Genomic DNA, 23,558 nt, shown 5'->3' with positions numbered 1-23,558 from the left:
AGGCTAATAAATTCGAAATTCCTTGTCGGTAAAAGCCGCAAATTGAGGTAGTTTATTTGTGTTGCATTTTTACCGACAGTGACTGAAATTTATTTAAAAGGCCAAAGACAAGTGCGCTTGTCTTTGGCCTTTTGTTTTGATAGGAAACAGGAGGCGAACGGAACGCTTCCTGTTTTTTTATTTTGTTCGAAAGAGGAGATTGAAATGAGTATTTTAGAAGTGAGAAATTTAACGCAAAGTTTTCCAGATCGCTTACTGTATAAAGAAGCGGAATTTAGTATTTACAAAGGAGAACATGTTGGTGTCGTAGGTCAAAACGGCGCAGGCAAAAGCACGCTTTTACAAATTCTACTTGGACAGCTTTTGCCAGATAATGGTGTCATCAAGTGGCAACAAGGCTTACAAATTGGGCATTTAGACCAATATGCGGAAGTGGACGGCGATCACGACATCGAAGCTTATTTGAAGCTTGCCTTTGCGGATTTCTTTCATAAAGAAGAAAAAATGAATGAGCTGTACGCGACTGGTGATGCAGAAGCAATTGAAATGGCAGCGAAAATCCAAGAAACACTACTCCAAATGGATTTTTACGGGATTGACCGAAAAATTGCGGAAGTGACTCGGGGGCTAGGGATTGATGCGTTTTTAGGGCAGCAAGTGAAAAGTTTAAGCGGCGGTCAACGCGCCAAGGTGATTTTGGCGAAGCTACTACTCGAAGCGCCAGATGTTCTGATTTTAGATGAACCGACGAACTTTTTAGATGAATTCCATATTAAGTGGCTTTCAGGCGTATTGCAATCTGCGGAAGGTGCGTTTATTGTGGTATCGCATGACCAGGCGTTCTTAGAGGCAGTGACGACGCATATTTTAGATGTTGAATTTGGGACGATTAAAAAGTATACGGGAAACTATCAAGCATTTTTAGGACAAAAAGCGCATTTACAGGAAGCCTATACGCGTGAATATACGAAACAGCAAAGGAAAATTTCGGAAACGGAAGCGTATATTCGGAAAAACAAGGCGGGTGTTCATTCAAAATTGGCGCGGGGGAGGCAAAAACAATTGAATCGGCTGGAACGGATTGCCCCTCCGACGTTCCACGAAAAACCTCGCTTTATTTTTAAAGAAAAAACGGGCGTAGTTAGTGGCGAAAGCCTAGTCGTATCAAAACTTTTAGTTGGCTATCAAAAAGCGCTTTTGCCCGAGCTTGATTTCTACGTGCATGCCGGCGAAAAGCTTGTGATTACAGGGTTCAACGGCATAGGGAAGTCCACGCTTTTGAAAACGATCCTTGGCAAAATTCAAGCCCTTTCTGGAAAAGCTGTTTTTGCTAAAAACGTGCGTATTGGTTACTTTGAGCAAGACCTCGTTTTCCAAGCACCAGAAATGACGCCCCTCGCCTACATTAAAAACAAGTTTCCTGAAAAGGGGACAAAAGAAGTTCGGCAAATTTTAGCGCGTAGCGGCATCCGTGCCGAGTTTGTGGAACGCCCAATTGCTACACTGAGCGGCGGCGAACAGTCCAAGCTAAAACTAACAGAGCTCCTTCTTCTTGAAACGAACTTTTTGATTTTAGATGAGCCGACCAATCATTTGGATGCACTTGCGAAAGCAGCGCTTAGGAAGGCACTTCAAACGTACAAAGGAAGCTTACTTTTAGTATCGCATGAAGCCGATTTCTATAAAAATCTAGCAGAACGCGAATTAAAGTTGTGAGGACAAACAGTTTTTACTACAATAGAAGAAAAGGGGGAGAAGCTTATGCAAACGAATGTGAGTTTACTAATTAAGAAACCTGTAGCGGTCGTTTTTGAAGCATTTATTGAACCAGACGTGACAACCAAGTTTTGGTTTACCAAAAGTTCCGGTAAGTTAGTTGTTGGTCAAAAAGTAACGTGGGACTGGGAAATGTATGGTGTCTCGGATGAAATTTTAGTTTTAGAAATTATCCCAAATGAGCGTATTCACGTCCGCCATGCGAATGCAAAAGAAACGATTTGGAAGTTTGAGGCGTATTCAGAAACTGAAACTATCGTTAAAATCCAAAATGGTGAATTTGATGAACTGAGTGAGATTATTGATGCAACGGAAGGCTACACGCTCGTATTAAGTGGACTTAAAGCCTATTTAGAGCAGGGCGTCTTGTTAAATTTAATAGAAGATAAGCATCCTAACGCAAGAGTGGATAGAGAAAAATAGAGAGCTAATTGATAAAATGAAAAAAATATCACAAATTTGGCTTTAGATTTCACAAACTGAACATGGCTTTGTATCAGGTTTTCATGCTGATGTTAAGCTTTGAATGTTCAGTTTGTATTTATTTTTAGTTTATAAATATTATAATTTACTGTTGACATCTTCCTAAAATCAGATGATAATTTAAAAGTGAGCAATCACGAATTAAAGCTTTTAGGAGGAATTTACATGTCATTAATTGGAAAAGAAATAGAGGAATTTACGGCGAAAGCATTCCACCAAGGTGAATTTATTGATGTATCATCTGAAAACTTTAAAGGAAAATGGAGTGTAGTTTGCTTTTATCCAGCAGATTTCACATTTGTTTGCCCGACAGAGCTTGAGGATTTGCAAGACCAATATAAAACGCTTCAAGATTTAGATGTAGAAGTTTATTCTGTTTCTACAGATACGCACTTTACACATAAAGCATGGCACGATTCTTCAGATGCCATCGGTAAAATCGAGTACATAATGATTGGCGATCCGTCACACACTATTTCAAATATTTTCGATGTGCTGGACGAAGAAGAAGGCTTAGCAAATCGCGGAACATTTATTATTGATCCAGACGGAGTTGTTCAAGCTGTAGAAATTAACGCAGATGGTATTGGTCGCGACGCTAGTACTTTAATCGATAAAATTCGCGCAGGTCAGTACGTGCGGAATAATCCAGGCGAAGTTTGCCCAGCGAAATGGAAAGAAGGCGCTGAAACGCTTAAACCGAGCCTTGACCTTGTAGGGAAAATCTAAAGATGCCTTTAGAAAAAGAAATCAAAGAACAGCTAGCGGGTTATCTGGAATTACTTGAGCAAGATATTGTCTTAAAGTTAAGTGTCGCAGCAGATGAAAACTCCGAGAAGCTGGCAGAATTTGTAACAGAAATTGCCGAGATGTCGCCTAAAATCCACATGGAAAAAGCGAGCCTTGCGAAAACGCCTAGCTTTAGCGTCGAACGCGTTAATGAAGATATGGGCATTGTTTTTGCAGGCATTCCACTCGGGCACGAATTCACTTCATTCGTTTTAGCGATTTTACAAGTGAGCGGCCGGGCACCGAAAGTGGACGAGAAAATCATTCGGCAAATCAAAAAAATTAGTGGAACGTTCCACTTCGAATCTTACGTTAGCCTAACATGTCACAACTGCCCGGACGTCGTTCAGGCACTCAACATCATGAGCATTTTAAACCCAAATATTAGCCATACGATGGTTGAAGGCGGTATGTTTAAAGCGGAAGTCGAAGTGAAAAACATTATGGCTGTTCCGACAGTTTTTGCAAACGGTGAGCCATTTGGAAATGGCCGCATGACAATCGAACAAATCGTAACTAAAATTGCTGGTGCAGCTGACGCGTCGGAGTTTGAAACAAAAGAACCGTTTGATGTCCTCGTCATTGGTGGCGGGCCGGCTGGCGCTAGCGCGGCGATTTACGCGGCTAGAAAAGGTATTCGAACGGGTATCGTAGCTGAAACTTTTGGTGGCCAAGTTTTAGAGACTTTAGGCATCGAAAATGTGATTGGAACGAAATATACGGAAGGTCCGAAGCTGATGGCGCAAGTGGAGGAGCATGTGAACGAGTATGATGTTGACGTGATGAAATCCGTTCGTGTAGCAAGCCTTTCGAAAAATGAACAAGTGGAAGTAACGCTTGAAAATGGCGCCGTATTGACGAGTAAAACCGCAATTATTTCAACGGGTGCTAGATGGCGTAATATTGGGGTTCCTGGCGAACAAGAGTTTAAAAACAAAGGTGTTGCGTATTGTCCGCACTGCGATGGCCCTCTTTTTGAAGGGAAAAAAGTCGTCGTTGTGGGCGGCGGTAATTCTGGAATTGAAGCCGCGATTGATCTCGCAGGAATCGTCAAACATGTGACGGTGCTCGAATTTATGCCAGAATTAAAAGCAGACCAAGTGTTACAAAAACGCCTATACTCTTTACCAAATGTAACGGTGCTGAAAAACGTTCAAACGAAAGAAATTACGGGTGACAGCAAAGTAAATGGCGTAACATACGTGGACCGCGAAACAAATGAAGAAACGCATATTGATGTGGAAGGCGTCTTCATTTTAATAGGTCTGGCACCAAACACAGAATGGCTAGAAGGCACTGTGGAGCGCACGAAAATGGGCGAAATTATAGTAGATAAACACGGCGCGACAAATGTGCCAGGCGTGTTTGCTGCTGGGGATTGTACGGATAGTGCTTATAAACAAATTATCATTTCGATGGGATCAGGTGCAACAGCTGCGCTGGGCGCGTTTGATTATATGATTCGGAATTAAAGATGAAAACCTCTCTAGTGACGCGAAATCACTGGAGAGGTTTTTATATACATGAAACTTATTGTAAGGCAAATTAATAACAAATATGCAGGGTTCCAGAGTAATAATTAACAGTACCAGTTCCAGTAACATAATAAGAAGTTCTGTTTAAATAGCCTACATACAAAAAACCATTACGATAAACGGAATGATAAACTCTTGATGGACCATATCCGGCTACAACAGTTCGTGTTGTTTTTGCTGTGATTGTACTGAACGGTGCTGCCTCAGCTGTTGTTGGAGGCGAAGAAACATTCATTACACCAAAAAAACCAAGTGACAGAACAAGTGATAAGCTAGCTTTGACTAAAATATTTTTCATTCTTAATCCCACCTTTTTTATTTTTTCAATATCGTGTTGTGAAGCACGGATTGAACGTTAGAATAAATCTATCATTTTTTGGAACTGAAAAAATAGAGGGTTATAAAATACTGAAAAATTAGTGTATTAACATTTTATGTGAATATTATAACAAACTAACCAATAGAAAGCAAGCGTTTTCAGATTGGGAGGAAACAGACTGCGAATTATTTATGTTGGCAGCCCCTTGTACATATATTTAAATATCTTCTGTCATTAATTATGTTGGGATGTAGCTTATTTTATTTAAAACAAAAAGCCTTGAAAAATCAAGGCTTTTTACGCAAACGGAGAAACGGGGATTCGAACCACTCGAAACTGCAAAGGATTTTGTGAAAAACATTATCGACACCATTAAAGGATTTTTCAATTTCAATATCTCTTGGCCTCATATTCCGATGCCGAGCTTTGATATTTCACCGCGAGGGTGGAAAGTTGGCGATTTATTGAAAGGTGAAATTCCAACGCTAGATATCGATTGGCACGCTCAAGGTGGTATCTTCACCCAACCAACTATCTTCGGAGCCTCAGGAGGTCGTCTACAGGGAGCAGGAGAAGCAGGAACCGAGGCGGCACTTCCGCTTAAGGAAAAGACACTGGGTGCAATTGGTCGCGGTATTGCGGCTACGATGAATGGAAATACCGAGGTACATGTACATGTTGATACGTTGATGGCGGATAACATGGCAAGTATTGACAGATTAAATAAACAAATCCAAATTGGCGCTATGAAAGCCAAAAATTCATTGGGACAGAGGTGATATAAGAAAAGAGTTTCCAGTTTATTGTTGGAAACTCTTTTTTCATGATTTTGGTGTTATACATCCTTTGTTTGTTAGACATGATAGGGTTATAAAGCAGTTTGAGAAGGGTTAGTTAATCTACCATCGGTTAAAGTTGCATCATCTTCTTTTGATGAAGTTGATAAAGAAAAATTATCTTGTTTATTTAGACTATCATTTTTATGAGGAGAGGGCTCGATTTTTAAACTTTTTATGGCATTGATGTCCAATTCTGAAAGGTTAGGTTTTTTATAATTTTCAAGTAAGGTACTGCTTTTATTCGTTACTCTGGTAAGTTCTTGTCTTTTAAATAGATTATCGATGTCTTTAGATTCACCGTCTTTTTTTAAGTTGTTATTCATAACCTCTTTTGTTTCAAGGTCTTTTTTGGAATGTTCAATTTCTAATCTTTTCAGCTCTCTATCTAATCTTCCTTCTCCAAAAAAATAAGGAACGATGCCTTGGAATTTAACAGACTTAGCATCAACTTTTCCAAAGAAAAAACTTGCTACTGCGACTATTTCTGGCCAGTGTTGTAAAGTTGATTCTAGAAAAGCTATACCGGGTGATTGTACATTTATTTTTATATCAATGTGTTTGCTCTTTTCTAAAGCTATATTTTTAATTGCAGAATGTAAATAAAACCATGTATCATTATTGACATTCTTGGTTGTTGTTATATAAATTGAAGAGTTTATATTTTTCTTATATGTATAGATTGGCGCAATCAATGGGATGATTAAATTTGCACTGGATGTCAAATCAAATAATGATTGATGTGCGGAAAGAAGCCAGTATAATTTTTCAGAGAGATTTTTTCGTTTGACTTCTTTAATCCATATAACTTTTCGCCGCTTGTAAAAATCACATATTTTATACTTGTTATTGATTTTACTTTGGGCTATAAAAGAATCATTAACTTCAAGTACATCACTATATATAATCCCGATTGCAAAGAAATCAGAGCGTTTTCCTGGAACTATGACAAAATCACCTATAGACATATTATGAATGAAATTATATAGTTTATTAGCTGTCAGAGTACATTGTTGTTTTGTAAAATCGGGATACACTTGATTTACAGCAATTTTATACCATTCAGAGTTTATTATATTAGGATTTGTTGTGCTTTTCTGGGTATGATTATTTACTTTTTTGTTAGAACTTGGCTCCGCTTCGGAAGGTTTATTTGTCAATTCAATTTCTGATAATTTATGTGTCTTATGAACTTGAATTGGAACAGACTTTTCAGGAGTGTTGATATTGTTTTTTTTCTTAAAATCCTCAAGAAAAGTGAGTGTAAGTCTGTTGTCAGAAATTGCGATAAAATCATTCTGAATAAAATCCTCATAATATGCGCCACCTTGAGCCCTTATAAACCAGTATTGTCAGATACTTCTAAAACATTAATTGATTCATTGTTTTGTTGTTTCATAATATCATCCCTTTTTAACTAAAAAAATACAGTGTGAATTTTGAAAAAACAAGAGAACGTATATTCTTGAAAAAGAACAGGATAAAAATTCAAGGTCGAGATATAATTAAAATAAAAATTATTGGTTAGTGATAAAAATAAAAACCCCTTATCCTTTTTGGTTAAGAGGTTTTTATTTTATACACCTAGCTCGTCTTTAAGAGCGTCAGTTAAAGTTTGGTAGAAGTTGATATTCTCATCTTCTACCATGTCAGCCAGTCATTCCGGAATAGTTAAGTTCTTTCTGATTGTTTTGGAATGGTATTTTCTTCTGTAAGCCGCTAAATCCAGCTCAAGTAATGCTACATTTGAGTTGGGATATCTTGCTTTGATATCTTCAATAGAACTTAAATTAGGGGAGCTTTTTGTAATCTTCTAAGCTAAATCCCGGTATTCACTTTATCTTGAAGAAGATTAATTATTTGCTTTGTAGTTTGTATTGTAACACGGGGCCTCTTTCCAATTATCGTACTAGATACATTTAATGCATATGAGACAATTAATTTATTTTAGTTACCCAACTAATGCAGATATTAAATTATCGACAGTAATTTTGATTGCATATATTAGAATATCGACAAAAACTAGATTTTGAATTATGCTAGACATAGAATAAGACTTAAGTTTTAGAGTAATGGTTGTTACACTTAAGTTTAAATTTTAGAATTACAGTTGTAATTAAATAAATTAATTATGAGAGGATGAAATTTTTGGATGAGGTGAAAAAATTGATGTAGTTCGGGAATATCTGATTATACTGAGAGGAACAAGTTTGATTTTTTGTAAAAACATCCATTCCTCGAAATTATTAAAAAGTAAAGAGAGAGGGAGCTTTACTTTATATGCTATGGAATGCAAATAGGATTTATATAATTTAACTTTCGAAATTAAGAGAACACGAGGTGCATATGAAATGAACAAATCTATGGTGAAAATAAATCAATTTAGGGATGAAAGGGATTGGAGGAAATTTCACAATGAAAAGGATTTAGCTATCTCTATTTCTTTAGAAGCTAATGAACTATTAGAGTTATTTCAATGGAAAACAACAGATGAGGCGAAACAACAAATGGAACAATTAAAAGAGGAATTAGCTGATGTTTTGATATACTCCTACATGATGGCTGACAATTTAAAATTAAATATTGATGAAATTATTGCTGAAAAGTTGGTTAAAAATGCGAGTAAATATCCAATTTCTAAAAGTTATGGTGAAAAAAAGAAATATAATCAATTAGATGAGTTAGATTAATTATGGCTAAATATAACTATATAGAAATAAATTTAAAGGATGGCAAATTAGAGAATTTTCTTGAACTACGTAAATCTGAACAAAATGTTTTGAAATCCGGTAATGTTATCTATATCTATAGAAGCACAAAGTCAAAGCAGATGTACATTGGTCAAACAAAGCACTTTACAACTAGAAATAAACAGCATTATAGTTGTAAAGAAGGAAAATTTAGTAAGGCACATTTTGACAAAGTCATTGTGCTATTATCTTATTACTTTAATGGCTCGGCGCTTGATGACGTGGAGAACCAGCTGATTATTTATTTTCTTGCAGATAATCCGAATACTAGAAAACAAATGATTCAATACGATAATATTGAAATCATTAATAAAACAAAAGGAAATAGTACATCCGAATACAAAGAACGAGAAAAAATAGCCTCAGAAGTCATTTTACCTTTTTGGGAAGAGCTATATGCTAAACACTGGGTACAAGTGCCAACTTTAGAGGAGTTGCGGAATAAAGTGTTGGTGAAATACAGTCCTATCAAGGAATTAACAACCCAGCAAATGGAACTTATTGATGAAATTGAAGCTAATTCTCACAAAAGTTATGTTATAAATGGTGATGCAGGAACAGGGAAAACAGTATTATTGACGCACCTAGTGGCGAAGTTGGCCTCTGAAAAGAAAACTCAACGGATTGCGGTTGTGTTGCAACCAAATTGGATTAAAACAGCTAAAGAAATTTTTAGTGTATATGGATATAAAAATTCCAATTTAGAGCTGACAACATCTACTAAACTAATTAATTCAGGTGAGCACTACGATGTCGTCATTGTCGATGAGTCACATAAACTATCTAGAAAATTTGCTAAGCAGATGGCTACTTTCAACAATGTATACAGAGGGAAATTTAGCCAAGATAATAATCATTTAGAGTCTATTAAAAAGATAGGTCAACAAATTATCTTGATGTATGATGTTTTACAAGCTATTCGCCCAGCTAATATCACTAGAGCACAATTTTTAGAGGCAACAGAGGGATTTGAAAAAAGGTATCTAACAACGCAATTTAGAATTCAGACCTCAGGAGAGAAAAGTTACACATCCGATGATTTTATAAATGGAATCAAATTTTTATTATATAAAGACACCGGACTGCTGAGCCAAACGAACTTCGACCCTAATTTTAATAGAGCTGTATTTCAGGACAACACATCTGATGCATACTTTGGCTATTTTGAAGAAGAACCATTGCGTAATCTGATTGACTGGATAGAAGAAGATAGAAACTTTAATCCTGAACATATAAATCGAGTTTTAGCAGGACTTGTTGAGCCATGGAAGCAGTCAGACGGTAAAGAGTCGTCAATTACTCACTGGCATGAAGGTGACATTAAGCGAAGATGGAATTCAACTCAAGAAAATTGGGTTTATTCAGATGAGGAGGATGCTGAAGACCAAATTGGGTCGGTATTTGCGGTACAAGGAGTCGATTTGAATAAATGTGGCGTTTTGATTGGAAATGATATTCAAGTGGATGAAAATGGATACTTGTACGGTGAACCTAATCATTTCTTCAATGTAAATGGCAAGTTCTCTGACAAAGAAAAAAGTCCTGAATATGCGAAAGAGTTCACTTTGTTTGTGCTAAATATTTATTATATTTTAATGACTCGAGGAATTGATGGAATTCGACTTGGTTTTTGGAAAAATAATGAGTTTAAAAAATATATAAAGGATACGCTAGAATTGAGTAAACACCCCTCAGCCTAATCGCTGGGGGCATTTTTAATTAAATTAATGATATATTGCTCGGTAAGCTTTCTTTGTCTATTACCTACAAACCAGTTTATGGTTGGGGATGCAAAAAGTAGAAATAGGATATATAATATGCCAAACATTTCTACAGGAGATTCACTAAAGTATCCTGAAATGGAGCTTCCCACTAATCCCAATAAAAATGATGATAAAATAGGTGCAAGCACAGGAAGGGGAGCATTGTTCTTAGCTTCAAAATAACTTAAAAGTAAGTATCTTTCTTCTGGGTTTAATTTAAATACACTTTTTTTGATTTTTTGAAGCTTACTATAGGTACTACGTTTTTTATATGAGTTTTTACTATCAAGTTCAAACGCTTGAATTTCAAAAGTAATTATTTTTTCAATACCCTCTTTTAAATATTTTGAGGAATATTGATAGGTTGGAGCAAGCATTAATCCAAGCATCAAGACTGTAATGATAAATACATAAATTGTACTAATGAGATAGAAAGCACTAAAAAAAGAACTTTCAGGAAGAAATTTTAAAGAAAAAACAGAAATAATATATAAGACTGTAATACTTAAAGACAACATTACAGAATACCTTATTTTACTATAAAGCTTTGTGAACCATTTTTTAATAAAATTCATTGTTTGCTCCCTTTTATATAATTGTCAATGCTGTGTAAGTTAGTTGCTAGCAATTAAAGTGTTTTATAAACAAATTTTTTCAATAACCACTCGTTTGCTTTAGCGGCATCAAATACCCAAGGTTCACGGTGAGATTTATTTGCCCAGTTGCTAAAGTCTGCTAGCTCTGGACAGTCATAAATGTTATCCTGCCACCAACGATAAGTTCTTGGACTAGCTTGCGCAAATTCTTCTAATGACCATGTACCATATAAGAAATTTTTAGGGACATACTTGTTTTTAATTGGTCTTGCCATTTTTTATTCACCTTCTTCTTCATTATTTCCAAAATTAACTTTCAACCATTCATTAGCTTTAAACGCGTCAAATGCGGCTAGTTTAGAAGTGCTGGTATAGTATCCCAGATTACTGAATTCTAAAATCTCAATATAACTATAAATATTCTCATGCCACCATTCTATTGGATATGGGCTAGCATTAGCAAAATCACTCATTGTCCAAACTCCAAAAACTTCTGGATACCTAGAAGGTCTTCCCATATTAATCACCCCTGCTTAGCATCTTTTATATACAAAATAATCCAATAGCCATTCATTTGCCTTCACGGCATCGAATGCCCAATTTTCACAATAGGATTTAGTTGCCCAATTGCTAAAATCAGCTAAAGCTGGGTAGTTTTTAATGTGTTCTAACCACCATCCGTATGTCCTTGGGCTAGCTTCTGCGAATTCCTTTAATGTCCAAACGCCATAAAGCATAGGTTTATCATAATTTCTATTAGCATTTTTTATTGGTCTTGCCATACTACTTCACCCTCTTTCCAAATAAAATAGTACTCCATAATGAAGTACTTTAAAATTAACCCATAAAATTGTCTTGGTCAAAAATTAAATGCCATATTAAATGCCATTTGGTTGATTTTATTTGAAAATGAATCAATTTAGAAAAAACAAAAAACCTTGATTTACCAAGGTTTTTGACAGTGTTTGACACTGAACGTGTGTCTATAAACGGAGAAACGGGGATTCGAACCCCGGCGCGAGTTAGACCCGCCTAACAGATTTCGAGTCTGTCCCCTTCAGCCGGACTTGGGTATTTCTCCACGACAAAAGTTATTGTATAATAAAACAGCTTAAAAAGCAACAGCCACTTGTTTAAAATAGGGGATTTGGTGAGTTTTTTAATTAAAAGATGATATCGTTTTCATGAAATGGTAAAATGAAAGTATCTTAATTAAAGAGGTGGAAATAGTGGAACAGTTAAAACTTGGTGGCAAACTTTCTGCGCCTAGCATTGCAATTGGCTGTATGCGTATGGCTGATTTATCGGTTGAAAAAGCAGAGAAAGTGATTCAGACTTCTCTTGAAAATGGCTTGAATTTTTTTGATCACGCGGATATTTATGGCGGTGGGAAATCGGAAGAAATTTTTGCAGAAGCGATTCAAAAGGCTTCTGTACCGCGCGAAAAACTTATTTTGCAATCGAAATGTGGGATTCGAAATGGCTTCTTTGATTTTTCGAAGGAACATATTATAAACTCAGTTGAGGGGATTTTAAAACGGTTGCGTACGGAGTATTTGGATGTCCTGTTACTACATCGTCCGGATACGCTTGTTCAACCAGAAGAAGTAGCGGAAGCTTTCTTTGAACTTGAAAAGAGTGGGAAAGTGCGTCATTTTGGTGTGAGTAATCAGAATCCGCTTCAAATTGAGCTTTTGAAGAAATCTGTGGAGCAGGATTTGCTTGTGAATCAGCTGCAGTTTAGCATTATGCACACAGGCATGATTGATGCAGGGCTAAATGTGAATATGACGGTTGATGCTGGAGTTGTGCGCGATAGCGGGATTTTGGATTACAGCCGTTTAAATGATATGACAATTCAGGCCTGGTCGCCGTTCCAATACGGCTTTTTTGAAGGTGTGTTTTTGGATAACCCGAAATTTCCGGAATTAAATCAAGCAGTCAATCAATTGGCGGAGAAATATCAAGTTTCGAACTCAGCAATTGCGGTGGCTTGGATATTACGCCATCCGGCTAAAATTCAAACGGTGCTTGGAACGATGAACCCGGAACGTATTGCAGGAATTCGCAAAGGCGCTGACATTGAGTTGACGCGTGAAGAATGGTATGAAATTTACCGTGCAGCTGGAAATGTGTTGCCGTAAAGAAAACTGGAAAGGCGTAGAAGATTTTTTCTATGCCTTTTTTTAAAGGGGAATGGTATGAAATTTGAATTATGGAATGAACATACATTTTATTCGCGAGTGAACGAAGCAAAAATTTATGCGGCGATGGCTGACTTAGAAAGCGGCTATTGCCGAGTGCTGGTGCTAGAATCCACGCCTAGTTTAGCGGGGAGCTCCTATATTCAAGCGATGAAGGAAAAAGATAGTTATACGGTTGAAATCCGTTTTGAGAACGGTGATGAGTCGTTCAAACAGTTACAAAGAAAAATGGTGGATGTTGAAGAACTTACCAATCTTTTTCAAGCCTATGCAAATGGAATTCCGCCAAACATCGAGGGGTGGAAAGACATCACGGAACTTGTTGCTTGGTATTTTGATGATGCCGAAACAGGTGTCACGCGCGAAACCTCGCACCCTTATTTTCGACAAGCTTTCCTAGCCGATATTTATTACGACATTAGTCAAGAGGAGGCCCCCTTTGGAAACGATACAGGTGCTGATACGCTCGCTTTTTTAGAAGAACTAATTGAAGCGGATGAGCTGGAAGATTTAGATGCTTACCCGAAAGAGTTAATCGAAGAGAACTGGGAAATGCACTTTTTTCCTGCAAGTGAAAACCTTTCGGAGGAAATAAAGCAAACGTATAAAACAGAAATCTATCAATCCTACCAAGTCATCATCGCAACTGGTTTTTCCTCGATTAAAATCACTGGCGAAATTTCTGAAGAGCTCAAACAGGAAACCGTGCTTGCGCTTCAAAAGTTAGCGGATATGACAAATAAATCCATTTATGAACAACAGGCAACAGCGATGGAAAAGTTTTCGCTAAATTCGTGAATTTATTGCCAGTTCCATTGAATTACCTTGCTAAATTTAGTATAATAAAGGTGAAAAAATAATATAAATTTAATGTAAATCTGTTTCTCACGCTAGTGGGAGCAGATTTTCGTGTTTTTTAGGGGAACGAAAATGATTCTCAAATAGAAAGGATGGGGAAAACATGCAAAAAATAAGAGAAAATGTTGCTTTTATTGCAACCGCTGTGAGTGGGATACTCATACTAATCGGCTGGCAACTGGAAGGCAAAATTTCGGAAATGGGCATTGCGATTATTTTTATAACGGCCTTCATTATCGGTGGTTTCGAGCAAGCGAAATCGGGTATTTTGGATACCATCAAAACGCATAAGTTGAACGTTGAACTACTGATGGTCCTTGCCGCAACAGGTGCGTCCATTATCGGATACTGGCTGGAAGGGGCCGTCTTGATTTTCATTTTCTCACTAAGCGGGGCGCTTGAAACTTATACGACAAACAAAAGCAAGCGCGAGCTTACAAAATTGATGGCTTTAAAGCCTAAAACCGCTTTTTTGCAAGGGGAAAAAGGAGAGTTAGCAGAAGTGCCCGTCGGTGACCTAGCTATTGGCAATCTCATTTTAGTTCGCCCGGGTGAGCGCGTTCCAATTGATGGCGTGATTTGTGGCGGTGAAACGACCGTGGACGAATCCGCGATAAACGGCGAATCGATGCCGAAAGAAAAATCAAATGGCGCTGACGTATTTGGCGGGACCGTCAATTTGACTGGCGCCGTTACGGTTTCTGTCAGCAAAACGGAAGGGGAAACGCTGTTTAGCCAAATCATTCAAATGGTGCAAGACGCTGAAAATCAGCCCTCTGAAACAGCGGCTTTCATCGAGCGTTTCGAGGACAAATATGTCAAAGCCGTGCTCGTTTTAGTCGGCATCATGTTGTTCTTGCCGCATTTCGCACTCGGCTGGACGTGGAATGAAACCTTTTATCGCGCCATGGTTCTCCTAACCGTCGCCTCGCCGTGCGCACTCGTCGCCTCCGTCACACCCGCGACACTCGCCGCAATTTCAAACGGGGCAAGACATGGGATTTTGTTTAAAGGGGGCGTTCACCTTGAGCATTTAAAGCGCGTTCGTGCAGTGGCTTTTGACAAGACAGGCACCTTAACGCGTGGCACACCCAGCCTTACCGATTTTATTTTAGAAACGGAAGACCAAGATGAGCTACTAAATGTCGTCTATACGCTCGAGAAAAATTCCACCCACCCGCTAGCAAGAGCGATTTCAGATGCACTAGGACGCCGCGGCGCCACCTACTTGCAAGGTTTAGTAACCGAAGACGTCCCCGGATTTGGTGTTCAGGCCGCTTACGCGGGTCACAACTGGAAAGTCGGCAAAGCCCGTTTTATAGGCGCAGAAAACACGGCCAAGTATGTAGATGAATACGCCGAAAATTTAGCCAAAGAAGGGAAAACAATCGTTTATGTGGCAAAAGACAATTTAGTGGTCGCGGTGCTCGCATTACGAGATGAGGCACGCAGAGAAGCCGTCCGGGCGATTTCAGCACTAAAAAGCGATGGCATACAAACGGTGATGGTGACAGGAGATAATGAGGAAACCGGCCTTGCTATTGGCAGAGAAATTGGCATTGATTATGTTATTGCAGGTTGTTTGCCGGAAAATAAAGTGGCTGTGATGAACGATTTAAAAGCTACTTACGGCAGCGTTTGTATGGTCGGTGATGGCATTAATGACGCGCCCGCACTTGCGCATGCGACAGTCGGTGTTGCGATGGGAGAGGGCACCGATATTGCGATGGAAGCCGCAGATATTGTTTTAATGAAAAATGATTTAGAAAAACTGACTTATGCCAGAAAGCTTTCCGTGCGGCTTTCCCGCATCGTGAAACAAAATATTTTCTTTTCAATTGCAGTTATTATTTCGCTTGTCATTTTAAACGTATTCCAGTCGATCAACTTGCCTTTTGGCGTCATCGGGCATGAAGGAAGTACGATTTTAGTCATTTTAAATGGCTTGCGTTTACTACTAAACAATCGCAAATCCAGACAGCGAACGCATTTACAAACTGGTGAAGACTTCCAACCTAAAATTTACGTGCACACAACACCTTAAAAAAGCTAATTTGAAAAAAAGAACGTTTCTTGCATAGAGAAACGGGAAAAGAAGGGGAGAATAAATTAAAAAAGGGGGCAGCATCATGGAAGACGATTCCAAAAAAATATCGATAAGGCTAATTGTTATATGTATTATCATTGCACTTGTAGTTTTATTTATGATTCTAAACAGAGAAAGTGTAACAATCAACTTATTATTCGGCAAAATGACGATTCCAATTTTCATGGTCATCGCTATTTCTGCAATTTTAGGTTGGCTTGTTGGTTTTCTAGTACCTAAAGTTAGAAAGAAAGACAAGTAAAGGTTAGTTTTTTTAAATCCGTTCGTTATGAGCGGATTTTTGTTTGACTATTTAAAGTCGGGGGAATATCCAAATAGATTTTATGTTTAAGAAGCGTATTCAGGGGGGGATTCGTTTGAAAAAAGCATTCTATTTGTTGTTCAGTTTTTTACTTATCACGCAAATGTTTTTGCCGTATATCGTAAATGCTGATTCAAAAGAAGAGGGTGTCAATTTAGTTAGCTTAAATCAGACAGCAGGAGCTACAGATCAAAATAATTATTTTACATTTAAAGTAACAGCACATGCTAAAAATAGTGATACACAATTAAAAGGGGAAACAATTTCCGTTTCTGAAAAATTTTCGTTACAAGAAGTAAATAAAGGAACGATTTTAGATTCAAATAATCAAGCTGTTGGAACTTATGAAATTAAAGATAATCAATTGCTTTTTGATATACCGGCTGAATTTGAAGCAGATATTACATTTGATGTTGCAGCAACTTACCTTGGAAATGGCACTACGGCTGACAAAGACCGCATCGATTTTTCTTCAAGTTTGAATCATTTAAGCAAGGAAGTCACCCTTTATCAAGAACCTGCTAAATCAAACGAAATTGAAAGTGAACTGGAAACGCCGAGCGTAACGGACGACTCTAAAACGTTGCCAGAAAATGGACAAACGAGCACTTCGGGGGAAAAGCCTGAGCAAAGAGCAGTTGCTGCAGATGAACCACAAGATGTAAAAGACATTTTTGCGAGTTTAGGCTATTCAGAGGCAGATTCAACCATACTGACAGGAATGGAATTAACCTATTTTGATGCAGATGGAAATCCTATTGCTGAACCAACCGTGAACGATTATGTTCATTTTAAATTCACGTGGGCGATACCGAATGATGTTGGGGCAGAAATTAATGCAGGGGATTATTATACGTTTCAATTACCTGATACAGTAAAAGTATCGCAAAATCAAACTATACCGCTTGATCCGTATGCCGATGTCGAAGTGAGTACGGATAATACGATAAAGTTTGTTTTTACAGATGCAGTTCATGAAAATTCCAACGTCCATGGGACTTTGGAATTCGACACACAGCTGAACCCAGCAGATATTGATGGTCCGGGAGAAATCACGATTAAGATACCTTTTGAAGATAACATTCCACCTGTTGATATCAATGTTAAACCAGCTGTAGACAGTACCATTGAAAAAAGTGGTCACTTTGATAAAGAACTAAATCCAGATTATATTTATTGGCAAGTGGATATTAATAAAGCGCTTGATACGATTGATCAAGCTGTTGTGAATGAGAATTTTCCACCGGGCACAACGTATCAATCTGTAAAAGTCTATAAAGTAGAAGTAGATTTATACGGGGAAATATATCCGGGGAGTGCAGAGCTTGTGACTTCGGGATATACAGTAGATGCTGCGGGTAACGTAACGTTTACAACGCCAATTAGTGATGCTTACCGCTTAGAATATACAACAAAAATTGATGAGGATGCGAAACCTGAAAATGGTGGGAATAAGACATTTGAAAATACGGCTATTCTAGATGCAGATGGGACAGAACTCCCAGCTAAAGCGTCTGTTGCGAGCTCATACGGTGTTCTTTTGACTAAACAAGCGAGCAACTATAACCCAGATACGCAAACATCAGAATGGACTGTCAAATATAATTACGGTGAAAAGACAATTGCGCAAGAAGATGCGACACTTCACGATGAGTTTGGAGATAGTCGCATGAAACTTGTAGATGGTTCTGTAGAACTTTATGTAATCACATTTAATCCAGATGGATCGGAAGTTCAGGGTAGGCAACTAATCGAGGGCGTCGACTATAGAATCGAAAATACAAGCAATGGCTTTGATATTGTCTTTTTACATGATATTGATTATGCAGTAAAAATGAAGTATCAGACACAATTAACGGGGATTATTGATGACAATGTAACGATTAATAATTCAATTAATACGGATACAGGAGATACAAGTAACTCGTCTGGTGGTATTGTGCAACAAAACGTCATTAAGACGCTTGGGACAGTCGATTATGATGCAAAAGAGGTTTCGTGGCAAATCGACATTAATAAAAATCATTATATGATGAAAAATTGGCAAATGACTGATGACCTCAGTCCGGGTTTGACTTTGCTACCTGAAACATTCGTCATGACAGATATGGTAACAGGTGCCACACTTGTTGAAAATCAGGATTATTCCTTAGTATATGACGAACCCAATCTTCAATTTACTGTCCAGTTTTTAAATACGTATGCGGCTGGAACTGATCATGACTTCCGTATCACCTACAAAACAACATTTAATACGAGTGTCGACGGGGTGGATGACCCAAATCGGATTTTCCCTAACAATGCCACTACTTCTTGGACAGATGAATCTGATGATACGCATTCGAGCAGTGACGGAGCGACGTTTGACCCGAATGATTCTGCGAAATATGATGGATTTAAAAACGGGAGCTACAATGCGACGACTTCTCGAATTACTTGGTCAATCGGCATTAATTATGACTCGAAAGAACTAAAAGATGCTGTACTCGTGGACCCAATTTTAGGAAATCAGCAATTTGTGCCAGACTCCGTTAAAATTTATCATTATACGGTAAATCCAGATGGCAGTGTTGAAAAAGGAGATGAAGTCGATAACTACGGTGATTTCACCATTATTGAACCTTCTGAAGTTAATAATCAAACGCTTACGGTTCGATTTCCAAATGAGGAATCTGCAGCGTACATTGTCGAATTTAAAACATCATTAAATGGTGAAGTAATTGAGCCCACTTATGATAATGACGCTACATTCACAAATGGCGATGCCGCGCCGCATCACTTAACTGCTGAGGTTTCTATCCAAAATGGTGGAGATTTTGTAAATAAAACTGGTTATCAGGACGAAAATGGTTTCGCGCATTGGTCCATTACTGTGAATCCGAGTGGTTCGACGTTAAATGATGTTGTGGTGACAGACCACCCGTCGAAGAACCAAGCGATAGACAAGAATTCGATTGTTGTGTACCGAACGATTGTGAAACCTGATGGTACGATTGTTAAAAATCCGTACTTACCTCTAGTAGAAGGAACGGATTACTCGGTTTCTTTAACAACGGACTCAGCAACTGGGGAGCAGGAATTGAAGATTGAGTTTCTACACCAAATTAAATCACCATACATTATTGAATATCGCTCATTTGTATTCATAAGCAATGCGCCAGAACAAAAACTGACAAATGACGTCACGGTGAACGGGAATAATGATGTGACGATTAACGACGGTGCAGATGATACGGTTGATGTTGTGGTAATAAATGGCTCGGGGACTGCTGTTGGCGAGACAGGTGGCATTCGTTTCCAAAAAGTTAACGGTGAGGGAGATCAACTGACAGGAGCGAAATTCAGGCTTTGGACTAAAGATAAAATGATTATCCTTAGAGAAGGAACAGTAGATGCGAATGGCGAGTTAGCTTTCGGTAACCTTCCATATGGCGACTACATTCTACAAGAAATTGAAGCACCTGTTGGCTATACAATTAGCGATGAACTTGCAAATGGAAAAGTTGTAACCATTGATGCGGAAACAACGTCAGGTACCGCGCCAATTGAAATTGTCAACAATCCAAATAAAGTTATTCTTCAAAAGGAGAACGCCTCAGGTGAGCCTTTAGTGGGTGCAACATTTAAATTGGAGCAAAATATTGCGGGTTCATGGAATACGATTCAAACGGACGAGGAATTGAAAACAGATTTAAATGGTCAACTTGAAATTGATGGGCTTTTACCGGGAGATTATCGGTTGACTGAAACTTTTGCGCCGCCCGGCTATATATTAAATACGGAACCCATCTTGTTTACAGTTTCTGAAACGGCAGAAGGTCAAATACCAGATATTACACTAGGGCCGTTTATAAATTATACAGGCAGCATTGAAGCTGTGAAGCAAAGTGAGTCTGGACAAATTTTACCCGGAGCTATTTTCGAAGTAAGAGATTCTGAGCAAAATCTGGTGAAACGGGTTGTTTCTGATCGTAATGGGCATATTTCAGTGGATAATCTTGCACCTGGTGAGTACAGTTTGATTGAAATTCGTGCACCTCGTGGGTACATCAAGAATACGACTCCGGTCATGTTTACGATTCCAGATGAATTTTCTGGTGATCCGGGCGTGATGCAGTTAGATGCGTTAGTGAATTATCGAGGCAGTGTCGAGCTTCTGAAAAAGAGCGATTCAGGTGATTCATTGCCAGGTGCCGTCTTTAATTTATATAAAGCGGACGGAACTCTTGTGCAAAGCAATTTGGTGGCAAATAGAAGTGGGAGAATTCAGGTTTCAAACCTTTCGCCGGGAAGTTACTACTTTGTAGAAACAAAGGCGCCAAATGGATATAAATTAAATGCATCAAAAATACAATTTGAGATTGTTGCTGAAGCTGCAGGTAAGCCGAAACGTATTGAATTAACAGCAATAAACCAAGCAAATGAAAATCCAAATGTAACGCCAACGAATCATACGAACGGCGGCAATTCTAACCATTTAGACTTCTCAAAACTTCCTGAAACTGGGGATTCAAGTAATACCGAGTGGTGGTTGATTCTAGGTTTGCTGCTCGTCAGTTCGGCAGGAATCGTTGTGATTAGAGAATATCGGAAGGATAATTAGTCAATACATGAAATCACCCCACCAAACACTACCTCAAGTTAACGAGATGGTGCTTGGTGGGGTGATTTTTGAATGGCATATTAATTGGCATTTTTATTCGAACGTTTTTTCACAAGTTTTACAATCCAATAAACAATAATAAGGAAAATTCCTAGGTAGATACTAAATAGTCCCGTAGCCACATATGCTAAGCCGGGTTCATGAACAATCCCGTCAGCGCCAACTGTAACACCAGCAATCATTGATACAACAAAAGAAATAAAACCTAAAACAATAAAAGCAGGACCACTATATTTAAATACTGTATTCATTTTCTTTCCATCCTTTCGAAATATAAGTTTTATGTGATAAATTAGAAGTAGAACTTCTATGTTTTTATTATAACGGATAGTTTTAGAAAAAACAACATAAATTTATCGAAAAACAATAAAAAAGAGGTGCGAAATGATAAAACGAGAAGAAACTTTACAAAAAATAGTCACGTATTTCCAAACGGAAGAAAGCGTCAAAATGCTTGTTCAGGAAGGTTCTTTCGCAAAAAAAGAGTACATTGATGAATGGTCAGATTTAGATATAAATGTTTGGTTTGAAGGAAAGCATGATTTTTCAAAAAATCTCACTTGGCTTGAAAAAATAGGACGTCCGCTCGTAACTGTGCCGCTTGATTTTCCTGCTCAAGAAGGTATGCGCTCACTCATTGTTATTTTTGATAATGGCGTAAAAGTTGATTTTTCATTTTGGCCGCTCCGCCTACTTGAATCCCCGTTTCCGTATTACAAGAAATATTTAGTTTTGCTTGATAAAAAAGAATTAGGCGGAAAACTTATTTCGTTTTTACAGCAAGATGAACAAGAGCGGCTTGATGAGAAGGGATTTCAGGCGCTGGTTGATGAATTTTACTTGGAGATGCATTATGTGGCGAAGTTTTCAAAGCGAGGGGATTTCTGGTTTGTTGGGCAACTTAAAGCTGGCATTCGCGAAAATTATTTTCTGCCACTCTTAGAGGAGATCGCCTATTTGTATGGTAAGAAGCCGCATTTCCTTGGTCGGCGCATGGCCGACTGGCTACCATCAGTGTGGCTAAACAAAATTCAGCTTTTATTCCAAAAAAATGACTTGGAAGAAGTGTTTGATTTATTTTCAGAACTAGCGCAGGAAATTTGTGTGAAACGTGGTTTTTCTCTTGATGAAAAACGTCTGACAGAGCTTAAAAAAGTGATTGTAAGCGTATAATTTGTGCTTTTTGAGCGCGGCGTATACAGTAAGAGTGGGAGTGAAGTTTATGGAGATTTATCATGTAAAAATGGGGTCAGTGCCCGATAAGCGAAAAGCAGTTTTGTCCATTGGGAAATTTGACGGAATTCATCTCGGGCATCAGAAAATTTTGGAAGCAGCACATCAAGTCAAGCAGGCAGGCGAACAGCTTTCCGTTATAAGTTTTAGCCCGCACCCGCTCTGGGCTTTAAAAAAATTGCCCGAATACCGGGAAGCGATTACGCCACGGACAGAAAAGGAGCGTTGGCTTGCGCATTACGGTGTAGACGTGCTATTTGAAACGGATTTTACACCAAAATATGCAGAAACAACACCTGAAGTTTTTGTGTCTGAACATTTGACCACGCTTCATTTATCCCATATTATTGTCGGTGAAGAATTCAACTTCGGGAAAGGTCGCGCCTCCGATGTGGATCTTTTAACGGAGCTTTGTAAGCCTTTTAATATTCGTGTGACTGCTGTTTCTGTGAAAAAGTATGGAAAAAATAAAGTGAGTTCGACGGATATCCGTGCTATGATTCGGCGTGCAGAATTTCGGGAAGCTGAAAAATGGTTAGGCCACCCGTGGTACGTGTCCGGTGAAGTCCAAGATGGCATCATGACGGGGCTAGACGATTATTGTCTTCCTACCGCAGCCAGCTATAAAACGAACCACGGCCCCGTCCAAATGACCAAAAACCACCAAATAAAAGTGGATTTACCAGATGGCGCGCACACGCTCCGTTTTATAGCCCCGTTCTAATGAAAAGTCTATTTGATATAGGCTTTTTTTAATACGCCAAATCAGACGAGTGGTGAGACTTTAATGACGAAATTTGCCAATGCTTTACTTTTTACTTATTTAGTAATATACTAATTTAGTAAATTAGTAAAAGGAGAATGAAAATGATTCCTGTAAATTTAAAACATAAGCCGGTATTTGTTGTACCAAATTATGAAGATGTCGATGGAAAATTAGCCTATCATTCAGATGCGAAAGGACTTTCGCTTGGCCTAGCACAGTGGAACGACCGCGGGAAAGTAGATATTTCCGCTAAAATCTGGCGCCACACAGGCGGCAAATGGTCACGCCAATCGGAAGAAATGCCACTACACCGCGTGCTTGATTTGGCCATTTTAATTGCGCGTACAAAAGTTCATTTTAATGATGCTTACCAATTTGAGCATTTTTATGATAAAGAAAAACCTGAATTAGATCGCATAGGTTTACAAGGCGATGCGATGACGGTTCAAGTTTGCGAAGAAAATCCATACATTGATGAAGACATAGATTTATTTCAGCAAGTTTTACACGATAATGACGAACTTTTAAGTGAGCGTCTGCGAATTTTAAGCAAGCTGCTGAAAGAATCAGGTTACTAGG

22 protein-coding genes and 1 tRNA gene are annotated in these 23,558 nt (G+C 38.3%); 15 read left to right on the top strand and 8 right to left on the bottom strand.

Annotated elements, in window-relative coordinates; genetic code table 11:
* Positions 1–204 precede the first annotated feature (204 nt).
* The 4 genes from CFT42_RS03720 to ahpF all read left to right on the top strand — a co-directional run bounded on the left by CFT42_RS03720 (position 205) and on the right by ahpF (position 4,520).
* Complete coding sequence (locus CFT42_RS03720; protein ID WP_088815508.1) at positions 205–1,716, top strand: ABC-F family ATP-binding cassette domain-containing protein; 1,512 nt, start codon at positions 205–207, stop codon at positions 1,714–1,716.
* 45 nt (positions 1,717–1,761) lie between these two features.
* Positions 1,762–2,199, top strand: a complete 438-nt coding sequence (locus CFT42_RS03715; RefSeq protein ID WP_088809286.1) for an SRPBCC domain-containing protein — start codon at positions 1,762–1,764, stop codon at positions 2,197–2,199.
* Positions 2,200–2,424: 225 nt separating this feature from the next.
* Entirely contained in the window at positions 2,425–2,988 is a 564-nt protein-coding gene (gene ahpC / locus CFT42_RS03710) for an alkyl hydroperoxide reductase subunit C (protein ID WP_088809285.1), read from the top strand.
* Between the two features lie 2 nt (positions 2,989–2,990).
* The gene (ahpF, locus tag CFT42_RS03705; RefSeq protein ID WP_088815406.1) at positions 2,991–4,520 is read left to right on the top strand and encodes an alkyl hydroperoxide reductase subunit F; all 1,530 of its coding nucleotides are present in this window, start codon (positions 2,991–2,993) and stop codon (positions 4,518–4,520) included.
* Between the two features lie 73 nt (positions 4,521–4,593).
* Here the strand turns inward: ahpF and CFT42_RS03700 are convergent, their stop codons facing one another.
* Positions 4,594–4,881 (bottom strand): hypothetical protein, encoded by a 288-nt coding sequence (locus CFT42_RS03700; protein WP_088815405.1) that lies wholly within the window; start codon positions 4,879–4,881, stop codon positions 4,594–4,596.
* A 437-nt stretch (positions 4,882–5,318) separates the two neighbouring features.
* Between CFT42_RS03700 and CFT42_RS03695 the strand changes: the two genes are divergently transcribed.
* On the top strand, positions 5,319–5,681 hold the full coding sequence (locus CFT42_RS03695; protein ID WP_159458142.1) for a hypothetical protein: 363 nt from the start codon (positions 5,319–5,321) through the stop codon (positions 5,679–5,681).
* Between the two features lie 89 nt (positions 5,682–5,770).
* On the opposite strand, the gene CFT42_RS03690 is transcribed toward CFT42_RS03695, so the two are convergent.
* Positions 5,771–6,898 carry a hypothetical protein gene (locus tag CFT42_RS03690; protein WP_088815403.1) on the bottom strand — a complete coding sequence of 376 codons (1,128 nt, stop codon included), beginning with the start codon at positions 6,896–6,898 and terminating at the stop codon, positions 5,771–5,773.
* A gap of 1,191 nt (positions 6,899–8,089) precedes the next feature.
* On the opposite strand from CFT42_RS03690, the gene CFT42_RS03685 reads away from it, so the two are divergent.
* Positions 8,090–8,428: a nucleotide pyrophosphohydrolase gene (locus tag CFT42_RS03685; RefSeq protein WP_088815402.1), complete on the top strand. Its 339-nt coding sequence runs from the start codon at positions 8,090–8,092 to the stop codon at positions 8,426–8,428.
* 2 nt (positions 8,429–8,430) lie between these two features.
* Positions 8,431–10,188 (top strand): DUF2075 domain-containing protein, encoded by a 1,758-nt coding sequence (locus tag CFT42_RS03680; protein WP_088815401.1) that lies wholly within the window; start codon positions 8,431–8,433, stop codon positions 10,186–10,188.
* Here the strand turns inward: CFT42_RS03680 and CFT42_RS03675 are convergent.
* The 5 genes from CFT42_RS03675 to CFT42_RS03655 all read right to left on the bottom strand — a co-directional run bounded on the left by CFT42_RS03675 (position 10,185) and on the right by CFT42_RS03655 (position 11,928).
* Positions 10,185–10,826: a hypothetical protein gene (locus CFT42_RS03675; protein WP_088815400.1), complete on the bottom strand. Its 642-nt coding sequence runs from the start codon at positions 10,824–10,826 to the stop codon at positions 10,185–10,187. The two genes, CFT42_RS03680 and CFT42_RS03675, sit on opposite strands and share 4 nt — an antisense overlap.
* Positions 10,827–10,879: 53 nt before the next feature.
* Positions 10,880–11,122, bottom strand: coding sequence for a hypothetical protein (locus CFT42_RS03670; RefSeq protein WP_088815399.1), 243 nt, complete (start codon positions 11,120–11,122; stop codon positions 10,880–10,882).
* A gap of 3 nt (positions 11,123–11,125) precedes the next feature.
* Positions 11,126–11,365: a hypothetical protein gene (locus CFT42_RS03665; protein WP_088815398.1), complete on the bottom strand. Its 240-nt coding sequence runs from the start codon at positions 11,363–11,365 to the stop codon at positions 11,126–11,128.
* Between the two features lie 15 nt (positions 11,366–11,380).
* Positions 11,381–11,629: a hypothetical protein gene (locus CFT42_RS03660; RefSeq protein WP_088815397.1), complete on the bottom strand. Its 249-nt coding sequence runs from the start codon at positions 11,627–11,629 to the stop codon at positions 11,381–11,383.
* Positions 11,630–11,837: 208 nt separating this feature from the next.
* Positions 11,838–11,928, bottom strand: a tRNA-Ser gene (locus tag CFT42_RS03655).
* A gap of 148 nt (positions 11,929–12,076) precedes the next feature.
* Here CFT42_RS03655 and CFT42_RS03650 point away from each other — a divergent pair.
* From CFT42_RS03650 to CFT42_RS03630, 5 genes are all read left to right on the top strand, one after another.
* Positions 12,077–12,991, top strand: a complete 915-nt coding sequence (locus CFT42_RS03650; RefSeq protein WP_088815396.1) for an aldo/keto reductase — start codon at positions 12,077–12,079, stop codon at positions 12,989–12,991.
* A gap of 57 nt (positions 12,992–13,048) precedes the next feature.
* Positions 13,049–13,849 carry a hypothetical protein gene (locus CFT42_RS03645; RefSeq protein ID WP_088809281.1) on the top strand — a complete coding sequence of 267 codons (801 nt, stop codon included), beginning with the start codon at positions 13,049–13,051 and terminating at the stop codon, positions 13,847–13,849.
* A 163-nt stretch (positions 13,850–14,012) separates the two neighbouring features.
* Positions 14,013–15,953: a heavy metal translocating P-type ATPase gene (locus CFT42_RS03640; RefSeq protein ID WP_088815395.1), complete on the top strand. Its 1,941-nt coding sequence runs from the start codon at positions 14,013–14,015 to the stop codon at positions 15,951–15,953.
* Positions 15,954–16,038: 85 nt separating this feature from the next.
* Positions 16,039–16,257 (top strand): lipopolysaccharide assembly protein LapA domain-containing protein, encoded by a 219-nt coding sequence (locus tag CFT42_RS03635; protein WP_088809279.1) that lies wholly within the window; start codon positions 16,039–16,041, stop codon positions 16,255–16,257.
* 115 nt (positions 16,258–16,372) lie between these two features.
* Entirely contained in the window at positions 16,373–20,920 is a 4,548-nt protein-coding gene (locus CFT42_RS03630) for an LPXTG cell wall anchor domain-containing protein (protein WP_159458141.1), read from the top strand.
* A gap of 80 nt (positions 20,921–21,000) precedes the next feature.
* Here CFT42_RS03630 and CFT42_RS03625 read toward each other — a convergent pair whose 3' ends face one another.
* Positions 21,001–21,231, bottom strand: coding sequence for a DUF3955 domain-containing protein (locus CFT42_RS03625; RefSeq protein WP_088809277.1), 231 nt, complete (start codon positions 21,229–21,231; stop codon positions 21,001–21,003).
* Positions 21,232–21,364: 133 nt separating this feature from the next.
* Between CFT42_RS03625 and CFT42_RS03620 the strand changes: the two genes are divergently transcribed.
* The 3 genes from CFT42_RS03620 (at position 21,365) to CFT42_RS03610 (ending at position 23,557) form a co-directional block, all read left to right on the top strand.
* Positions 21,365–22,153, top strand: a complete 789-nt coding sequence (locus tag CFT42_RS03620) for an aminoglycoside 6-adenylyltransferase (protein ID WP_088809276.1) — start codon at positions 21,365–21,367, stop codon at positions 22,151–22,153.
* A gap of 49 nt (positions 22,154–22,202) precedes the next feature.
* Entirely contained in the window at positions 22,203–22,937 is a 735-nt protein-coding gene (locus CFT42_RS03615) for an FAD synthetase family protein (RefSeq protein WP_088815393.1), read from the top strand.
* A 143-nt stretch (positions 22,938–23,080) separates the two neighbouring features.
* Complete coding sequence (locus CFT42_RS03610) at positions 23,081–23,557, top strand: DUF6530 family protein (protein WP_369821459.1); 477 nt, start codon at positions 23,081–23,083, stop codon at positions 23,555–23,557.
* The last annotated feature ends 1 nt before the right edge of the window (position 23,558 follow it).

Origin of the sequence: Listeria goaensis, assembly GCF_900186125.1 — a bacterium.
In the GTDB taxonomy this organism is placed as follows: domain Bacteria; phylum Bacillota; class Bacilli; order Lactobacillales; family Listeriaceae; genus Listeria; species Listeria goaensis.
Note: the sequence above shows the minus strand (reverse complement) of the source record. Positions and strands in the feature narration are given on the sequence as shown.